Origin of the sequence: Komagataeibacter europaeus (assembly GCF_002173515.1) — a bacterium.
GTDB classification, from domain to species: Bacteria; Pseudomonadota; Alphaproteobacteria; order Acetobacterales; family Acetobacteraceae; genus Komagataeibacter; species Komagataeibacter europaeus.
This window is the reverse complement of sequence record NZ_CP021467.1, coordinates 1,866,672-1,883,081: the sequence shown is the minus strand read 5'-3', so window position 1 is coordinate 1,883,081 and position 16,410 is coordinate 1,866,672. Positions and strand designations below refer to the sequence as shown.

The 16,410-nt window shown below is 62.6% G+C and carries 18 protein-coding genes; 11 read left to right on the top strand and 7 right to left on the bottom strand.

Features of this window, described 5'->3' with window-relative positions:
* The first annotated feature begins 311 nt into the window (after positions 1–311).
* From S101446_RS17705 to S101446_RS08630, 9 genes are all read left to right on the top strand, one after another.
* A complete protein-coding gene (locus tag S101446_RS17705; RefSeq protein ID WP_157684840.1) occupies positions 312–530 on the top strand; it encodes a transcriptional regulator domain-containing protein in 219 nt (72 codons plus the stop codon).
* A gap of 136 nt (positions 531–666) precedes the next feature.
* A complete protein-coding gene (locus S101446_RS08665; protein ID WP_157684839.1) occupies positions 667–1,122 on the top strand; it encodes a DUF2285 domain-containing protein in 456 nt (151 codons plus the stop codon).
* A 127-nt stretch (positions 1,123–1,249) separates the two neighbouring features.
* Positions 1,250–1,525, top strand: coding sequence for a helix-turn-helix transcriptional regulator (locus S101446_RS08660; RefSeq protein ID WP_048883728.1), 276 nt, complete (start codon positions 1,250–1,252; stop codon positions 1,523–1,525).
* Positions 1,522–2,325 (top strand): replication initiator protein A, encoded by an 804-nt coding sequence (locus S101446_RS08655; protein WP_087608155.1) that lies wholly within the window; start codon positions 1,522–1,524, stop codon positions 2,323–2,325. The genes S101446_RS08660 and S101446_RS08655 overlap by 4 nt, the downstream gene beginning before the upstream one ends.
* Before the next feature lie 349 nt (positions 2,326–2,674).
* Positions 2,675–3,151, top strand: coding sequence for a DUF2840 domain-containing protein (locus tag S101446_RS08650; protein WP_087608154.1), 477 nt, complete (start codon positions 2,675–2,677; stop codon positions 3,149–3,151).
* Positions 3,148–3,705 carry a S26 family signal peptidase gene (locus S101446_RS08645; RefSeq protein ID WP_087608153.1) on the top strand — a complete coding sequence of 186 codons (558 nt, stop codon included), beginning with the start codon at positions 3,148–3,150 and terminating at the stop codon, positions 3,703–3,705. Before S101446_RS08650 ends, S101446_RS08645 begins: the two co-directional genes overlap by 4 nt.
* A gap of 1 nt (position 3,706) precedes the next feature.
* Positions 3,707–4,048 carry a DUF736 domain-containing protein gene (locus S101446_RS08640; protein ID WP_087608152.1) on the top strand — a complete coding sequence of 114 codons (342 nt, stop codon included), beginning with the start codon at positions 3,707–3,709 and terminating at the stop codon, positions 4,046–4,048.
* A gap of 101 nt (positions 4,049–4,149) precedes the next feature.
* On the top strand, positions 4,150–4,749 hold the full coding sequence (locus tag S101446_RS08635; protein WP_244184606.1) for a lytic transglycosylase domain-containing protein: 600 nt from the start codon (positions 4,150–4,152) through the stop codon (positions 4,747–4,749).
* A gap of 228 nt (positions 4,750–4,977) precedes the next feature.
* The gene (locus S101446_RS08630) at positions 4,978–6,720 is read left to right on the top strand and encodes a relaxase/mobilization nuclease domain-containing protein (RefSeq protein ID WP_087608150.1); all 1,743 of its coding nucleotides are present in this window, start codon (positions 4,978–4,980) and stop codon (positions 6,718–6,720) included.
* A 26-nt stretch (positions 6,721–6,746) separates the two neighbouring features.
* Here the strand turns inward: S101446_RS08630 and S101446_RS08625 are convergent, their stop codons facing one another.
* The 7 genes from S101446_RS08625 to S101446_RS08595 all read right to left on the bottom strand — a co-directional run bounded on the left by S101446_RS08625 (position 6,747) and on the right by S101446_RS08595 (position 14,295).
* Positions 6,747–10,010, bottom strand: coding sequence for an efflux RND transporter permease subunit (locus S101446_RS08625; protein WP_087608149.1), 3,264 nt, complete (start codon positions 10,008–10,010; stop codon positions 6,747–6,749).
* Between the two features lie 93 nt (positions 10,011–10,103).
* Positions 10,104–10,622, bottom strand: coding sequence for a Fur family transcriptional regulator (locus S101446_RS08620; protein ID WP_087608148.1), 519 nt, complete (start codon positions 10,620–10,622; stop codon positions 10,104–10,106).
* 56 nt (positions 10,623–10,678) lie between these two features.
* Positions 10,679–11,554, bottom strand: coding sequence for an energy transducer TonB family protein (locus S101446_RS08615; RefSeq protein ID WP_087608147.1), 876 nt, complete (start codon positions 11,552–11,554; stop codon positions 10,679–10,681).
* On the bottom strand, positions 11,551–12,060 hold the full coding sequence (gene exbD, locus S101446_RS08610) for a TonB system transport protein ExbD (protein ID WP_087608146.1): 510 nt from the start codon (positions 12,058–12,060) through the stop codon (positions 11,551–11,553). Before exbD ends, S101446_RS08615 begins: the two co-directional genes overlap by 4 nt.
* 5 nt (positions 12,061–12,065) lie before the next feature.
* Positions 12,066–12,812, bottom strand: a complete 747-nt coding sequence (gene exbB, locus S101446_RS08605) for a tonB-system energizer ExbB (protein ID WP_087608145.1) — start codon at positions 12,810–12,812, stop codon at positions 12,066–12,068.
* Positions 12,809–13,060 (bottom strand): hypothetical protein, encoded by a 252-nt coding sequence (locus S101446_RS08600; RefSeq protein ID WP_087608144.1) that lies wholly within the window; start codon positions 13,058–13,060, stop codon positions 12,809–12,811. Before S101446_RS08600 ends, exbB begins: the two co-directional genes overlap by 4 nt.
* Positions 13,057–14,295 (bottom strand): PepSY-associated TM helix domain-containing protein, encoded by a 1,239-nt coding sequence (locus tag S101446_RS08595; protein ID WP_087608143.1) that lies wholly within the window; start codon positions 14,293–14,295, stop codon positions 13,057–13,059. The genes S101446_RS08600 and S101446_RS08595 overlap by 4 nt, the downstream gene beginning before the upstream one ends.
* 453 nt (positions 14,296–14,748) lie before the next feature.
* Here S101446_RS08595 and S101446_RS08590 point away from each other — a divergent pair, with 453 nt between their 5' ends.
* Both S101446_RS08590 and S101446_RS08585 read left to right on the top strand, forming a co-directional pair.
* On the top strand, positions 14,749–15,255 hold the full coding sequence (locus tag S101446_RS08590; RefSeq protein WP_087608142.1) for an RNA polymerase sigma factor: 507 nt from the start codon (positions 14,749–14,751) through the stop codon (positions 15,253–15,255).
* A 130-nt stretch (positions 15,256–15,385) separates the two neighbouring features.
* Positions 15,386–16,357, top strand: coding sequence for a FecR family protein (locus tag S101446_RS08585; RefSeq protein WP_167376427.1), 972 nt, complete (start codon positions 15,386–15,388; stop codon positions 16,355–16,357).
* Positions 16,358–16,410: the final 53 nt, after the last annotated feature.

Sequence of the window (16,410 nt, the reverse complement as noted above, 5' to 3'; positions counted from 1 at the left end):
TCCGGTTTGCAGGGCCAGACCTATCGGTCAGCCGGAACAGGCACGATCATGAGACATCACGATACTGTCAGAATGCACTGGTGCGGCATAGCACCGACTTCTCTGGCGATACGGCCTCTTTCAGCCCCGAATGCCCTTTTTCGTCGCGATAACTATAGCCATCATCGGCCCCCCATGCCCCGGAAGGCAGCGTTAGACGTCATGTCCGTTACGGTTATGTATCGTAATAGTCATGCACTGCCTTTCTCACGGTATCTCCCTCCGTCTCTCGCCAGACCGGTAATTCTGGCCACAGATGGGAGGAGTCCGTCATGGTCGAGCACCTGGAATGGCACGATCCACGCTTCCGCGAGCATCTGCGTCTGCTCAATGGTCCCGGACTGGCACAGGAACTGCTGCGGCATATCCCTGCTTATGTGACCGGATACCACCATCTTCGCCAGCACCTCGATACACTTACGGACCTTCGGGTACGCTATGAACTGGCGGGCGGTTTCGCTCACCACTGGGGGTTATCCTGTTCCGGCTGATCCGGATATTCCCGCATGGATCAAGCCTGCATTATGGAGCCCTGAAGTCTATCCGGGTGTGACAATTCTTGTCGAAGCCCCTGAAGACTTTCACGTTCGCACGATCCCCGCGCGCTTTCTTCACGGGGCATCCCCGATGGAACAGCTGCCCGGTATCCTTGTCGTTGTCATCTCGCCCAATGATGGTGCCCATCATCTGCAGATACAGGGATGGACGGCGTCTGCCCGTCCTGCAGCACTCATCCCTCTGGACGGCGCCGAGGAAATTCGTATTGCAGAACTGCGACGTTTTCTGAAACGCCTCACCGGTGCATCTGTTCCCGGCCTGCCACGCTCGCTCTCGCTCCGGCCTTACCATGTCTGGCGGATGGCCGATGTCATCTGCGCATATGCCGGGCGTATGGCCGGGGCCTCGCAGCGTGAGATCGGCCGGGTTCTGGATCCGTCTGTCCGCGCCATGAATGCCCGGCAGTGGGATACATCGTCCCAGCGTGCGCGTGTCGGACGCCTGCTGAAGCGGGCTGCACGTCTCGCTGACCGACGCGAATATGTCTCCCTCCTGCGACCGGGCCGTTTCCGTCTGCGCGCGTGATTTTGACCAATCCTGCTTCCGCGACAGGACCGTACGCGCCAAAGGAATGGTCGTTTTTCGCACGTCTCCCGCACGACAATTATTGCCGAAGCTCCGCGTGGTTACGCCCGAACAGACGGAGGCCGACATGACGCTCTCACCTCCGCGTCAGGACAGTTTCCTGCGCGAGCAGCTTCTCACCACGCCACAGGCAGCCCACAAACTCAACATCTCGCCACGCACGCTGGAGCGTTACCGCTGTCGTGGCAGCGGCCCGATCTTTCGCAAGATGGGTGGGCGCGTGCTCTATCACGTCGATGATATCCGCGTGTGGGTCGAGAATGTGGCCTGCCGCTCCACGTCCGAGACGGCCTATGAGGTCGCCCGCATGCTTGGCAGCCGCAAGCACGGGAGGGGGCCATGATATCTCTTCCCGTATCGCGACCTATCACGCCATGTCTGCTGATCGACCTCATGTCGTGGCCATTCTTCAGTCTCAGCAAGTCGCCGCGGCACGTGCCGGTCAGCTTTCGCATGGGCCACGTCACCATGCACGTAGCCGGACGCGATGATACGCCCATGGCGACGATATGGGATGCGGATATCCTGATCTGGGCCGTTTCGACCCTTGTTGCCGCCCGGCGGCGGGGACAGCCTCTGTCGCCGCACGTCCGGGGCAGCATGCGCGACGTCCTGCGTTTTCTCGACCGGGGCGAGACGTCCGCCCGTTACGCGCGGCTGCGGGCAGGACTGGAACGGCTTGCTGATACCCGTGTCACGACATCCCTGCGCCAGCCCCGGGAAGGTGCGCTCGGGTTTTCGTGGATTGTCGCCTGGCAGGAACGACGGGGCGAACTTGATCTCATTCTCCCGCAATGGCTGTGCGATGCGGTCGGTCGCCGGGCGGTCCTCGACCTTGATCCGCGTTATTTCGCGCTGACCGGTGGCTTTGAACGCTGGCTCTACCTTCTCGTACGGCGGCATGCCGGTCGCCAGAAAGACGGCTGGGCCTTTGATCTGCCGCACCTGCACGAGAAATCGGCCTCGCGTTCGCCCTATCCCCGCTTCGTCTTTGAGATCCGTCGCCTCGTCACTGCAGACAGCCTGCCGGGCTATCGGCTGCGGCTGGAGGTGCCGTCGGGGGACGTTCCGGTGCTTCATTTCATGCCTGCTTCCGAAACTTATCCACATGATCTTGTGGATAACCATGTGGAGGACTCGTGATGCCATTCGGCCTATCAGGAATCGATTTCCCGGCCTATCGGGAATGGGATGTTACGATAGTCTATTGTTATAAAAGGCGAAAATCGCGCTCTCTAAGAGTACTAAATATTATAACTATTCAGTACTTGTACACCGCGCCAGGGCGCGCGCGTGAGTCCTCGAATACCATAAAAACCGCTGGATTCTGCTCGACATTTCCCGACAGTCCTGCGCCACGACACGACTTTTTGCGAACAGGCTTTCTGCTCGGGAAGCGACCCGTTTGTGACGGCAGCCGGTCTGTCGTGATGCAGTGGAGCTGCTGCCAATGCGCGGCCAACATCCGTCCTCCTGTTGCAGGAGGGCACGCATGAACCACGCATCTCGCGAGGTGATGACGCATCTCGAACTGACCTGGCTGGAAAAGCGCATTGAACAGTGGCTGCGCTTCGGTCATGCGCTGGAAACGCAACCGATCGATCGCTATCGCCGCCGTCTGTGTTTTGCACCGGGCGCCGTGTTCGCCCTGCTGCGCTGGACACAGGCGGAGTGCGGGGCGGCAGCCTGCTGCATCGATATCGTGCGCGCACCCCATGCGGGTGAGCCCCGGGAACGCCTGTCTTTCGTGCCGACGGGTGCGGAACGTCTGCTGCATCGCAGCGGCTGGATGCAGGTCCGGACCGTGCTTGCTGTCATCGACGCGCTGGAACGGCGCCGGATCAATCCCGTGCATGTCTGTCCGTCCTACTGGCAGCCGCTTGCCAACGGTCTGCAGGAAGGCGGCATCGTGCCGTCCTACACGTCCGCCCGGCATGAGGCCTGGCTGTGTGGGAGGACCGTGCCATGACGCGGCGGGGCTGGTTCTTCACCACCTATTTTGCAGCGCTGGGCGTGGGCCTGTCGATGGCCCTGCATCCGGTACCACGCCTGATCTGGAACGCTACGGCAAGTGTGCCAACGGGTCTGTATTGCCTGCACCCCGAACGCTTGCCTCATGTCGGGGATCTGGTGGCGCTTCGTCTGCCGAAAGGCGATGCGGACAGGCTGGCGCGCGGTGACTATCTGCCGCGTGGCGTGCCGTTGCTCAAACCGGTGGCGGCGATTGCCGGTCAGACGGTCTGTCGCACCGGAAGCCATATCACCGTCGATGGACTTGGTATCGGTGAGGCACTGACCACTGATCATCGCGGGCGTCCATTGCCTGTCTGGCAGGGCTGTCACCGTCTCGATGCGCGCGAAATCTTTGTGATGAACACGCACGAACCCCGCAGTCTGGACGGCCGGTATTTCGGTCCGCTTCCGGTCAGCAGCGTGATCGGGCGCGCGACCCCGCTATGGGTTGCCGCAGATTCCGTGCCTGCCGCCGGCCTTTCTTCGCCACGCTTTTTGCAGGATCACTGACATGGCCCAGATCGGACTCTTCACGCGCACGGCAGACGGTTTTTCCGGACGCCTGCGCACACTCTCGCTGGATGCCGAACTGACACTGGTGCGTATCGAGACGCCGGAAGGTGGCAACGCGCCCGATTATCGCATCCATCTTGGTGATGGCAGTGACGGCCCTGAAGTCGGCGCGGGCTGGACACGCACCGGCGAACGGGCCGGCGAATACATCGTCGTGGTGCTTGATGACCCGTCGCTGACACAGGGGGTACGCGCGACCCTGTTCCAGTCGGGCCGTGGCGGACGGGTCTGGCAACTCGTCTGGAGCCGCCCGCAGAAACGTCAGGGAGGCCGCGAATGATGCGCCTGAGTGCAGGAACAGGGCAAAAGGGCAGCAACTCCCATGTGTGTGCCCGTTCCATGCTGCTCCGGCTGTGCTGCACGGGACTGGCAGCGTTGCTGATGTTTCCGGTACGTCCTGCCTGTACGCAGGATATCGACGGGCTGATCCGTCAGGCCGCCCTGCGTGTCGCCCTGCCGCCGGAATGGATCCGTGCGGTGATGCAGGTGGAAAGCGGTCGGGATGCCCATGCGATCTCCGCAAAGGGCGCGATGGGTCTCATGCAGATCATGCCTGCAACATGGCAGGGGCTACAGCATGATCTCGGCCTCGGTGCCGATCCTTTCGATCCGCAGGACAATATCCTCGCCGGGGCCAGCTATCTCCGAATGCTGCATGACCGCTACGGGGATGCGGGCTTTCTGGCTGCCTACAATGCCGGTCCGGGGCGTTATGAAGCCCATCTCGCTACGGGTCGGCCCTTGCCGCAGGAGACGCGGGATTACGTCGCATCCGTCGCGCAACTGCTGGACGGACGCACGTTGTCTGCAGACGTTCTGCACAACATCGACGTAACTGTTGCGCGGAATCAGCCGGAGGACACGCTGTTTGCGGGGCACGTCATATGGCGTTCGTCCGGGGCTTTCCCGCATGCCCCGAAAGCACTGGCTGACATGTCGCAGGCGTTGTTCGTGCCTGTCTCGATGGGGCCGGCACCATGATTAGGTATGCGCGGAAGCCCTCGCAGCAGGGGGGCAAGAAGGCAGGGAAACGGCGATTGTCCTTGGGATCGGGTCTCTGGGGCTTAACGCAAGATAAAAGCCGCAAGGTGCGGCATGGTTGGGGAGGGCGGTTTTTCAGGGTTTTTTACAAGGTCATTTTGCCGTTCCAAGGTCTCAGGCGGCATGATCGGCCTGTTTTCAATATGTTAGCGCAAGGTACGGCCCGTCATGGCCCGCGATGACGATTTCCGGGTCAGGCCCGGTCGCATCCGCTCGACCCGTGCCCGCCCAGGCCGGTCTTTCATCGGGCGCGTGCTGGCCGCGACCAACCGGGCCGGGGGCATGGGGCACCCGGGATCGGCAAACGGACGCAAGGGACCATCGACCTTCGGGCGGGGCAGGGGAGCGGTAGCGCGTGCCAACCGTCTCCTGTCGCGGCGCACCCGGCTTGCCATCGTCAAGGCGAGGGTGGTTCGACATGGCGCACGGGCTACATTGCGTGCCCATCTGTCCTATCTCCAGCGTGAAGGTGTCACGAAGGACGGGGAGAAGGCCCGGCTGTTCGGGGCCGAGCGCGACCATGTGCCCGCGCGTGAATTTGCCGAGCGGTGTCAGGATGACCGGCATCATTTCCGCTTCATCGTTGGACCTGAGGATGCGGTGGACATGGCGGATCTGAAAACTTTCACGCGGGAACTGATGACGCAGGCCGAGCAGGATCTCGGCACGCATCTTGACTGGGTGGCGGTCAGTCACTGGAATACCGACAACCCGCATGTCCATGTCATCGTGCGGGGCAAGGATCAGGCTGGCGAGGATCTGGTCATCTCGAAGGATTATATCCGCGAGGGCCTGCGTGCCCGTGCCCAAAATCTTGTTACCCTGGAACTCGGGCCGCGTACTGAAAATGAAATCCGCCGGAACGTGGAGCGCCAGGTAGAGGCGGAGCGCTGGACCCAACTGGACCGGCAGTTGCAGCAGGACGCTGATCAACGCGGCATTATCGATCTGGCGCCATCTCCAGACCGGCAGCCTGACGCCTTCGCGGTTATGAAAGTCGGACGGCTACGGCGTCTGGAGCGCATGGGTCTCGCCCATGAGGTGCGTGTCGGGCAATGGCGTCTTGATGAAACGGCGGAGGTCACCTTGCGCGCGATGGGCCAGCGCAATGACATCATCAAGCGCATCCATCGCGGTCTGAGCGAGCAGGGGATCGAACGCGCTTCGGCGTCCTGGGTGCTGGCCGGGGAGAAACTGGCCGAGCCCGTGATTGGGCGTCTGGTCGCACGCGGTCTGGATGATGAACTGAAAGGGAACGCCTACGCCGTAATCGATGGCGTGGATGGGCGCACACATCATGTCCATCTGCCTTCGCTGGAGGCTGCTGGGGATGTCCCGCCCGGTGGTCTGGTTGAATTACGGAACTATGAGGATGGCAAGGGTCATCGACGGACTACGTTCGATATGCGTTCGGACCTGTCGATCAGCGAACAGGTGCAGGCACGTGGCGCAACATGGCTGGACCGCCAGCTTGTCGCCCGTGATCCAGTGGCGCTGGGTAAGGCGGGCTTCGGGGCGGAGGTCCGCGATGCTCTGCGCCAGCGCAGTGCTCATCTGGTCGAGCAGGGACTGGCGCGACGTGACGGTGAGAAGACCATCTATCCGCGCGGGATGATTGCCACGCTCCGGGAAAGGGAGGTCGGTGAACTGGCCCGACGGCTGGAAGCGGAGCAGGGGCTTTCCCACCAGCCATTCGATGCAGGCGAGTATGTGTCTGGGACTTATCACCAGCGCTTCGTGCTGGCATCCGGTCGGATGGCAATGATTGATAACGGGCTTGGCTTTCAGTTGGTGCCGTGGACGCCTTCGCTGGAAAAGCAGCGGGGCAGGGAGGTCTCGGGGATCGCCCGTGATAATGGCGGTGTCGACTGGTCGTTCGGGAGACGGCGGGATCAGGGGCTGGAAATCTGACGCCATCTGTCTGCGGGAGCGGACGCTCAGGTTCGACGTGTCCGAACCCATCGTAGTTTCAGGCGTTGCAGGTGATCGGCGCACCGACCCACCAGCAGATAGAGTGCTGGCGTTGTAAACATGGTCTGTGCCTGACTGACGAGCAGACCACCGATCAGCGCGATGCCGAGCGGCTGACGCAGCTCCATCCCGTAGCCGCCCATCAGCACGAGCGGCAGCGCGCCGAGGGCGGCGGCACAGGTGGTCATGACAATCGGCCGCAGGCGCAGCAGGCAGGCCTCGCAGATGGCGTCCCGTGACGTCAGGCCGCGTTCGCGTTCGGCGTGGATGGCAAAATCCACCAGCAGGATCGCATTCTTGAGCGAGATGCCGGTCAGCAGCAGCATGGCGATGACCGCCATGCCCGAGAACGGCAGCCCGAACAGATCGAGCGCCATGATCGCGCCGATCCCGGCCGAGGGAATGGTGGAAAGAATGGTCAGCGGGTGCCACACGCTTTCATAGAGCATGCCCAGCGTGATCCAGACAGCCAGGATGGCCGCGACGATCAGGATCTCGCTGTCATGCGTGCTTTTGCCGACGTCGCCTTCATCGCTCTGCAATTCCCCGGTGATGGTCTCCGGCAGATGCAGCGCCTGCCATTCCGCACGTATAATGGCCTGCGCCTGTGACAGGCTGACACCGGGCGCCAGTTCCAGCGCCAGAGAGGCGGAGCTGGCATAGCCGATATGGGTGACGGCCACCGGGTCGAGGCTGGGGGTCATTCGCGCCACCACCGACAGCGGCACCAGTGTCTCCACCCCGGTCGCCACAGCCGAGCCGGTCGAGGCATTCGCTCCACCCGCCAGTGAATTGGCGATCTGGTTTCGAAACGCCGTCGCACCGGTCGATGCCGTGGTGCTGGCCGTGGCCGACGTGACCACCCGGATGGTGTTGGACGCCGAACTGCCGGACGCTGACCCACCCGAGGGACTGATCCAGAACTGTTTCAGGATTTCCGGATCGCGCTGGAAGCGGTTTTTCACCGTCAGCACCACATTGTATTGCCCGTGTGTCGTGTAGACGACCGAGGCCGTGGTCTGGCCCAGCGCGTCGGACAGGGTGTTGCCAATGACCTGCGGCGTGACCCCGACGCGGGCGGCGGTGTCACGGTCGATGGCCAGCGTGATTCCCTGTCCCGGTGGATCGACGTCCGGGTCCACGTCCGTGAACTCCGGGTGATGCCGCAGGGCTTTTGCCAGCCTGCGTGTCGCTGGTCCCAGAAGCCGGTCATCCTCGCTGCGCAGGATGTAGCTCACCCCGCTGCTGTTCGACCCCACCCGCATCATGATGTTGCCCGGCGCCTGGGCATGGTATTCGGCGTGGATGTCTTTTCCCATCCGGGCTACGACGCGGGCGGCCACTTCGGTCCCCGAAGCGCGCCCTGTGGAGAGATCGCGCAGCGTGGCGAACACCATGCCATGGCTGGAACCCTCGCCCGTATCCAGATAGGCGATGACATGGTTAACAGCGGGATCGGACAACAAGACCTGACTGAAGTGTTCCAGCCGGGCCTTCGTCTGGGCCAGTGAACTGCCGCTGCCGCGCGACCCGCCCGAGACGATGCCGATATCCTGACGCGGGAACACGACCTTTGGCATGCGGGTGAACAGAAAGACGCCCACCAGCAGGGTCAATGGCAGCAGCAAGGCCGTCTTACCGGGATGGGTCAGGCAGATTTCCAGAATGCGACGATATAGGCTGCCTCTGTGTTTTTCATGATCCAGAAAATCTGCGGCAGACACTTCTGGATAAATGGCGGTTCTGTCTTCGGCAAATCGCATGCACAACGCCGTCAGACATGGGGTCACCACGCAGGACAGAACCAGCGAGACGGTCACGGCAATGCCGACGGTGCCGGCAAATTCCCGGAACAGCCGTCCCGTCAGCCCGGACGCCAGCCCGATCGGCAGGAACACCGCCAGCACCGACACGGTAATGGAGAGCAGCGTAAAGGCCACCTCGCTGGCCCCGGCAATGGCCGCTTCATCGACCGATAATCCCCGCTCGCGCATGCGGATGATGTTCTCGATCACCACGATGGCGTCATCGACCACCAGACCCGTGACCATCGTCAGCGCCATGAGCGAGAGGTTGTCCAGCCCGAACCCCGCCAGATGCATCGGTCCGAGGCTGGCCATCAGGCAGCATGGCACGATGATCGCGGCTGCCACAGATGCCGTCCACGAGCGCAGGAACACCCACACCACAGCCAGCGCCAGCAGGCAGGACGCGAGCAATGTCACCAGCGTATGATGCAGCGAGGAACGGATCACCGCCGAGCCATCCCGCGCCACCGTAATATCCGCGCCCGGCGGCATCAGTGTGCGCAACTGTGGCAAACGGGCTTTTACGGCTTCCACGATGCCCACCAGATTGGCTCCCGGCTGGGCGCGGACCATCAGGGTCAGCGCGGGTTTCCCGTCAAAGAACGCGGCGGCATTCACGTCCTGCATGCTGTCAGTGACAGTGGCGACGTCCCGCAGCCGGATCGAGCGCCCGCTTTTGTAGGCAATCACCAGATCCCGATACGCGTCGGCATGCTCCGCCTGATCGTTGACGGCAAGCTGGTAACGTCGGTCGCCCATGTCGATCACGCCCTTCGGCGTATGGGCGTTGGCTGAGGCGAGTGCTGCCCGCAGGTTTTCGAACCCCATGCCGTATTTGAAAAACAGCAGCGGGTTCATCTCCACCCGCACCGCAGGAGCCGAACTGCCCATAAGGGTGACATCCCCCACCCCCTGCACCTGCAGCAGCATGGGCCGCAGTGTCGTGTTCACCAGATCATACAGCTTCGCCATGGACTGCAGGCCCGGTGTCACTGCCAGGATCAGCACCGGCGTCGCATTGGGATTGGCACGGTGATATTGCGGGTCCGATCCCGGCGTGGTCGGCAGGTCGCGCCTGGCGGCGCGGATGGCCGCTTCCACATCTCGCGCTGCGCCATTGAGATCGCGTCCCAGTTCAAACCCTAGAGAGATGGAGGTCTCCCCCCGTGTGGAGGTGGACATCATCTGCGTGACGCCGGCGATATTGCCCAGATGCCGCTCCAGTGGGGCGGCCACGGTGCGGGCCATGATTTCGGGCGAACCGCCGGCGTTGGACGCCGAGACCGAGATCACCGGCAGGTCGACATCGGGCAGGTCCGAGACCGGCAGGAAGGGCAGCGCCATCAGCCCCGACAGCACGGCGGAGAGCAGTAGCAGGAGGGTCGCCACCGGGCGACGGACGAACCAGGCGATGAATTTCAAGGAAGATGTCCCGTCCCTGCGGGAGGGCTCACTCTATAAGACGATCGACGCGGGCATTTTTTCAGAGAAAGACGAAAAAATATCCGGCGTCTGTCAGCGGACCTCCAGATCATGCCCGGCTGACGATGTGACCGTGATGGCGGCGGCCTGCACCGCCAGACCGTGCTCGGCCGCGACCCGGCGCAGCAGCGTGGCGACTTCCGGCGCGTTGCAGGCGATCTTCCGACCCGTGCCGGCTTCCACGAAGGTGATCGCAAGGGCTGCCTTGCGTTCCGGCGCCACGCTGTAGAGCCACTGCCGGTCGGGTGTGACATCCCGGCGCAGGATGCCCCGCTCCACAAAGAGATTGAGATTGCGCTGGATCGATCCCTGCGAGGGCGCGTGCCCATCCTCCATCATTTTTCCCAGCGTTTTCCAGATTTCCACTGCCGTCGCCCGTGGCCCAGCTTCGAGGATGCCATGCAGCAGGATGCGCCGCAGATCGGTCATCTTGATGCCGACCTCTTCGCAGCGGTCTTCCAGCCTGCGTACGGCGCTGCGGCTGGCGCCCATGCCAGGACGGATTTCACTCAGGGACGGCGAGGAACGGCGGTATTCGGAAAAGGCGAGCATGGGTTTGATCCTGTCACGATCAGAGAAAGAGAATGAAAACCAGAACGGCGAAAACCTCAGTTTCCACCGGCATGGATGTAGAATTCGACGGGCACCGTCAGGGTGAGCGGATCTCCTGCGACACTGTCCGGTGGAATGGGTAGTGGCTGGGCCCGTTTGGGCAGGGCGACTGCCTCCTGATCCAGCAGTGGATGGCCGGAACTGCTGGCGAGCGTGACCGAGAGCACATGCCCCTTGCGGTCCATGGAGAAGGTCACGGTGGGCACGCCTTCCTGGTGATCGGCCATGGCGTCAGACGGGTAGCGCTTGAATTTTTCCAGTTGGGCCAGCAGCGCGCCCTGCCAGGTCACCGGGTCATGTGACGCCTTTGAGGACGAGGCGCCCGGTGCCGGAGCCGCCTGGGTTGGAGCAGGAGGCGCTTCCGCTGACGGCGGTGCGGTCGTGGCCTCGGCCGGCGGCGTCTTGTCCGGGATCGGCTTTTTGAGTATCGGCACCGGCTTGTGCTTCTTCACCAGTTTCTTTGGCTTCTCGGGCTTGGGCACCGGGATCGGCGGATTGGGCGCGGGCGAAGGTGGTGCAGTGATCTTGGGTGGTTCGACCGGAGCCGGATCGGGAATGGACTGGGTCTGCTGTGGTCCCGGCGGCAGGTCCGTGGGTGGCGTCGGTGTCGAAACCGGTTCCGGTGCCATATCGATGGCGATGGCGGCAGGCGGTGGTTCGGGCACGGCCATGACCGGTGGCGGCAGACGCATGATCCACCAGATCGCTCCGCCACCGACCGCCAGCACGACGAGAAAGGACAGGCCCCAGCGAATGGTGTCGTCCCGCCGGGCCAGACGGAGTTGGCCGCGCTGCCACTCGGAGAAGGAGGACGGGACCGTGTTGGCCTCAACACTCCCCTCGGCCTGCGTCATGTCGGCGACACCGCTCATGGGGTAGCACCCGCTGCCGGAACTGTCGTAGCGGATACTGGCGCAGCAGTGTTGCCAGACGGTACTGGTGTTGACCCCGCCTCGCTGCCTTCCTTCTGCCCCTGAAGATTCACGAGGGCGACCTTGAGATATCCGGCGGAACGCAGCTTATCCATCACGCCCATCAGCGTGCCGTAATCCACGGTCTTGTCGGCGCGCAGGAAGATGCGCTCATCCTTGTTGCCCTTGGTCGCAGTTTCCAGCGCGCCGGGAAGCGCATCGGCGGAGATATCGTCCTCTCCCAGCGCCAGACCGTGATCGGCTTTTACGGTCAGGAACACGGGATCGTCCGGGCGTGGCGTGGGTTTCTCGGTCGAGGACGGCAGGTCCACCGGCACGTTCACCGTGGTCAGTGGGGCGGTGACCATGAAGATCACCAGCAGCACCAGCATCACGTCGATGAACGGCGTGACATTGATCTCGCTGGCCTCGTGCGGACTCTCATCGGCGTGACGGATACGGATCATGCCGCCTACTCCCCGGCCACCGTGCGGGCGTCACGCGACGCACCAAGCCGCACCACCTGTCCGCTGGCGGTCAGCGCCTGCATCCGGCCGAGATCACGCGAGACCAGACGCATAACCAGCGCGGTGAGGTCGGCTACCTGGGCACGACAGGAGGCTGTCTGACGGGCAAGGTGGTTGTAGATCACCACCGCCGGGATGGCGGCGACCAGACCGAGGGCTGTCGCCAGCAGAGCCTCTGCGATGCCGGGGGCCACCACGGCCAGGCTGGTCGCCTTGCTGGCGGCGATGCCGGTGAAGGACGTCATGATGCCCCAGACCGTGCCGAACAGGCCGATGAAGGGCGAGGTTGCCCCGATGGTGGCCAGCACGCCGGTGCCGCGCAGGAGGCGGCGGCCCTCGGCCGCTTCCAGCCGTTCGAGGTGCAGGACGATGCGTTCCTTCAGGCCCTCGCTGTCGTCGGGGATGTCCTGTGAACGCTTGCGCTCCGTCTCGGCGGCCATGACCAGCGTGTGGGCGATGCCGTTCTGGCGTGTGCCTTCCTCGCCGAGATCCAGCGTGTTGGCCTGCTCCAGCGTCTGCTCGGCTTTGGCCAGCTTCATGCGCACCCGCAGCAGTTCGACCGACTTGGCGATAAAGATGGTCCAGGTCAGCAGACTGGCCACGGCCAGCAGGATCATCACGCAGCGGACCACAGGCCCGGCATTGAGGAACATGTCCCACGGGGAAAAGGAAATGGGAGCAAGATCGGTCATGAGAGACCTCCTTTGGAAGACGGTCCGCGCCACGCCCGGATCAGGCAGATGACCGTAACAATGAGGGAAATGGACAGAGCCGCCCAGGACAGGGCCAGCCAGACGCCATGCTGACCCAGCAGGGCGGACAGCAGGCCGAAGATGGTGAGCAGGCCCAGCGCGATCGGCCACGGCCAGACGGCGACGGGGTGACGTGATGTCGAAACAGGTTGGGATGACATAGGGGTTTCGGGAGAGACGGCGTTCATCGCGTGCCCTCCACCAGAGCAGGCACGTCGTCCGCGTCATCCAGATCATAACCCAGCGCCCGCAGCCGGGCGTCGGTGGCAATCCTGCGCTTGCCGGCCCACAGCACCAGACCGCTGACCAGCACGCCGATCACCACCACATCGAGCAGCGCCCACAGGATTTTCAGCGGCATGCCGCCGTAATCACCGAAATGCAGGGGGCGGGAAATTTCCAAAAAGCGGAGATACCACGGCATCGGATACGCCCCGGTCAGCTCGCCCGTGCGGGCATCGACCAGCACCGGCGTGAACAGGCGCGCCCGCAAAGGTGTCGCGCCGCGCGTCCAGAGCACGTAATGCACTGGACTGCCGAAGGAGGCTCCGGGGAAGGACAGGCCAGTCACCTCATTGCCGGGAGCCGCCTTTGCCGCCGTGTCGAACGCCGCCTGCACCGAGGACAGATGGTCCTGCGACGGCACGGGCAGGTTGGCATAGGGACGCAAAATCTGCCGCACATCGGTCACGCGCCACAGGCCGAACAGTGGCGTCTGGAGTTCGTTGACCAGCCCGGTAAAGCCCACCACCGTCGCCCAGACCAGTGTTGCGGCCCCCAGCAGGTTGTGCAGGTCCAGCCATGTCAGGCGTGAAGCGCGATCCCTCCTGACCGAACCGAACGGCAGCCGCTTCATGAAGCGGCCATACAGCACCGTGCCGGACACCAGCGAGGCGACAAAAACGCCGCCCATCGCGCCGAGAAACAGCCGACCGGGCAGATAGGCAAACAGGCTGGTATGAAGCCGGTTGCAGATGCCCATGATGATGCCGGTCCAGGTGCGCGGCTCCTTGGGCGCATCCGCCGGACGCGACTGCTCCAGCACCTTCGCCGTGCGGGCGTCGAACTTGATCCAGTGACCGGAATGCCGGTCGGGATAGGTCTCGTCGTCCCGCAGAGCCTGCCAGCTTGGGGCCATCGAAACCAGAACAGCCGGCTCATCGTCGTCCGGATTCACATTGGTGATGATCTGGCCGGGATAGAGTGCGCGTGCCTTCTCCACGATGACATCCAGACTGGCGTTCGGCGTTCCCGGCGGGAGAACTTCATACGGCGGGTCATCATCACCCACGAAAATGTCCCAGATCTGCTCGGAAAACAGCAGCGGCAGGCCGGTCACGCACACGATCAGCAGGAATAGCGTGCAGACCAGGCTCGTCCATTTATGGACCACAAACCAGCGACGAAGCGTGCGGGTGGTCATGGCACAAACGCGCCGACGAATACTGCCGGTCTGCTACTCTTGAAGGAATAAGAATAACACTGAATCGCAACTGTATGGCGGAAAGGCGGGCAACCGTGCTGCATATGAACTCTCCCTGCGTGCCCGGAACCCGCAGTCGACGACGGCGTCCGGAATAAAAACGGGGCGAACCCCTGCTGGGAGTATGGATGCTTGGCGATGCCGTTTTTTCAGAAAAAAGAGCGATGAATGACAGACACGTGATATGCGGTTTTCGAAGGACTTGCATCTTACCCGCAGAAAACAGCCTTTCTTCCAGCGCAGACATCCTGTTCATCGATCCTCGCTGAACACCGGCGAAACCGGCGGTCTGCTGCTAAATCTTGCGGAAAGTCGGACCCTGTGCCATCACAATTGCGAATCCTTCTTAATTTCTGAATGCTGGTATTGTGAAGGCATCGGGAACCACTTGTCTTGAAGTCCAAACATCCGTCCCTTGAGCTTTACGAGGCTCACCGTCCCGGCCTTCTGTCCTATGCGCGACAGTTGTCGGGTGACAGCGTGCTGGCGGAAGACATCGTGCAGGATGCGTGGGTGCTCTTTGCGCGGCAGTCCGCCAGCACGATAGCCTCGCCCGGAAGCTACCTACGGACCATCGTTCGCAACCTTCTGATGACGCGTGCACGCCGGACAAAAATCGAGCGGATGAGCGAGGTGGACTTTGACGTTGTTACGGCGACCGTTCCCGATGATGCCGCATCACCCGAAGAAACTGTAGCGGCCCGTGAAACGATGATGCGTGTGATGGATGCGCTTGATGCCATGCCCGAGCGACAGGCGGAGGCCATTCGCATGTATCATTTTGAAGGGATGAAATTGCGGGAAGTCGCCGCCGTGCTGGGTGTATCCATTCCGATGGTGCATGGTCTGATCACCGAAGGGCTGGCAGCCTGTAACCGGATACGCAAGGAAGGGCAGTAGGCCTCGGTGGATTTGAATTATTTTCTGAAAAACCGGGGATGCCGCGCATCTTATCGGTATGACCTTGCGATCCTGCCTGCTGCGTTCCACCCGGCTTGTCTCTTCCGTTCCGGGACAGGGGAGGCGCGGCATGGCTGAGTCCCGCAGTCCCGATGAGGCAGCTGCAGGCTGGCATATCTATCTCCGAGAAGAGCCGAACGATCCCGAACTGCGCCGCCAGTTCGAGGCATGGCTGCAGGAAAGCCCGTTGCACCGACAGGCCTGGGCGGAAATCAATGAGACGCTGGGCGTACTCGATCTGGCCCCACCGGAGCGCAAGAGGCGGGGCGGCGCCCGTAGAAGGTTCTGGGGTAGTCCGGCGAACGATCGCACTGGCAGAAGAAAGCTAAAGGTCGCCGCATTTGCCGGCTTTGCCATGGCCGCCTGTATAGCCGCCTTCGTGTTCGTGCCCGACCTGTCACTACGTCTGCGGGCGGACCATTACACGCGGGCAGGCGTGACACAGGACATCCATCTGGCCGACGGCAGTGAGATCATTCTGGCACCGCGTTCCGCAGTCGCCATGCATATGACCGCTCATGAGCGACGGATCGATCTGCTGCAAGGCGAAGCCTATTTCGTGGTGCATCATGATGCCAGTCGGCCGTTTACTGTAATTGCCGGACCGGTGACGACGACGGATATCGGCACGATGTTCGATGCCCGAACGGACGGCGACGAGACGTCCGTGGCAGTGCGGGAAGGGGCCGTGCATGTGTTAGCAAAGGGAAGTATCGGCCTGGAGCGAGACCTTTATGCGGGGGATCGTGTCGATGTCAGAGGCACCCAGGTCATATCCGATACGCAGGCACCCGAGACTATCGGGCTTTGGCGTGACGGAATGCTTGTGGCACAGGACAATACCATCGCTGACATGGTGGCAGCGCTCCAGCCCTGGACCAGCACCCGGATCATCGTCGCGCATGACACGCTGGCAGCACGCAAGGTTAGCGGTTCCTACGACCTGCATCATCCGGAAACGTCGCTGCAACTGATTGTGCATCCCTATGGGGGAAAGGTCATGTCCGTAACGCCCTGGTTTGCACTTGTGACGGGGCGCTGAGACAGTCTGACGGGCTGGTTTCTCGTTGCTCGTAAGGCGTTCTCACAGACATC